Source organism: Paracoccus sp. (in: a-proteobacteria), assembly GCF_030536915.1.
Lineage (GTDB): Bacteria > Pseudomonadota > Alphaproteobacteria > Rhodobacterales > Rhodobacteraceae > Paracoccus.
Genome location: NZ_JAUNPC010000224.1, coordinates 1 through 1554, shown reverse-complemented (window position 1 = coordinate 1554; position 1554 = coordinate 1). Strand labels below are relative to the sequence as shown.

General features: G+C 65.0%; 1 protein-coding gene. It reads left to right on the top strand.

Features of this window, described 5'->3' with window-relative positions; genetic code table 11:
• Positions 1-82: 82 nt before the first annotated feature.
• A partial coding sequence (gene istA / locus Q4F04_RS15930; RefSeq protein ID WP_303370762.1) for an IS21 family transposase occupies positions 83-1554 on the top strand: 1472 nt, incomplete at its 3' end.

Sequence of the window (1554 nt, the reverse complement as noted above, 5' to 3'; positions counted from 1 at the left end):
TAGGGGCGTAATTTCCACTGAGAACTGACCCATGTGAACCTTCCCCAAAGCGGAGCGCGGCGGGGGTAACGGAGTGATCCACATGGGACTTTTGAACATCATCCGACGCATGGCGTTGCGGGAGAAGCTGCCGATCCGGGAGATAGCACGGCGGACCGGCCTGTCGCGCAACACCATCAGGAAGTATCTGAACGCTGGCACCATCGAGCCGAGGTTCGCGACGCCTGATCGGCCGAGCAAGCTCGATCCGTTTTCCGAGAAGCTGGCGGCGTGGCTGAAGACGGAAGCCGGCAAGTCACGCAAGCAGCGCCGGACGCTGAAGCAGCTCCATGCCGACCTCGTGGCGCTCGGCTTCACCGGCTCCTACGGCCGGGTCGCGGCCTTCGCCCGGCAATGGCGGATGGACCGGGAGCGCGAGCAGCAGACGACGGGCCGCGGCACCTTCGTCCCCTTGGCCTTTCGTCCGGGCGAGGCGTTCCAGTTCGATTGGAGCGAGGACTACGCGGTTCTGGGCGGGGAGCGCACGAAGCTTCAGGTCGCCCACATCAAGCTGGCACACAGCCGGGCCTTCCTGGTTCGGGCCTATCTCCTGCAAACCCACGAGATGCTGTTCGATGCCCACTGGCACGGGTTCCGCGTCTTCGGCGGCGTGCCGGGTCGCGGCATCTACGATAACATGAAGACGGCGGTTGACCGCGTTGGCCGCGGCAAGGAGCGGCAGGTCAACATCCGCTTCCTCGCCATGACCAACCACTATGTCTTCGAGCCGGAGTTCTGCAATCCTGCCGCGGGATGGGAGAAGGGACAGGTCGAGAAGAACGTCCAGGATGCCCGGCCTCGTTTGTGGCAGCCGATGCCGAACTTTCCTGACCTGGCGGCGCTGAACGCTTGGCTGGAACGGCGCTGCCTGGAGTTGTGGCGCGAGATCCCGCACGGGGTTCTGCCCGGAACCCTCGCCGACGCCTGGGCCGAAGAACAGGCCGCGCTGATGCCCCTGCCGCCAGCCTTCGACGGCTTCGTCGAGCGGAGCAAGCGTGTCTCACCCACCTGCCTGATCAGCTTCGAGCGCAACCGCTACAGCGTGCCGGCGTCCTTCGCCAACCGTCCTGTCAGCCTGAGAGTCTACCCGGATCGGCTGGTGGTTGCCGCCGAGGGACAGATCCTGTGCGAACATGGGCGGGTGATCCAGCGGTCCCATCACCTGCCGCCTCGCACGATCTATGACTGGCGGCATTACCTGGCCGTCATCCAGCGCAAGCCGGGTGCCCTCAGGAACGGTGCGCCCTTCGCGGAACTGCCCGGGGCCTTCCGACAGTTGCAGGACCAGATGCTGCGACGACCCGGTGGCGATCGCGAGATGGTCGATATCCTGGCGCTGGTCCTGCAGCATGATGAACAGGCTGTGCTGGTTGCTGTGGAAATGGCCCTGGCCGAAGGCGTCGCGACCAAGACCCATGTTCTGAATCTGCTGCACAGGCTGATTGACGGCAAGACGACCGGCGGCCCGAACATCGACACACCGGAGGCGCTGATCCTGCGCCATGAGCCGAAGGC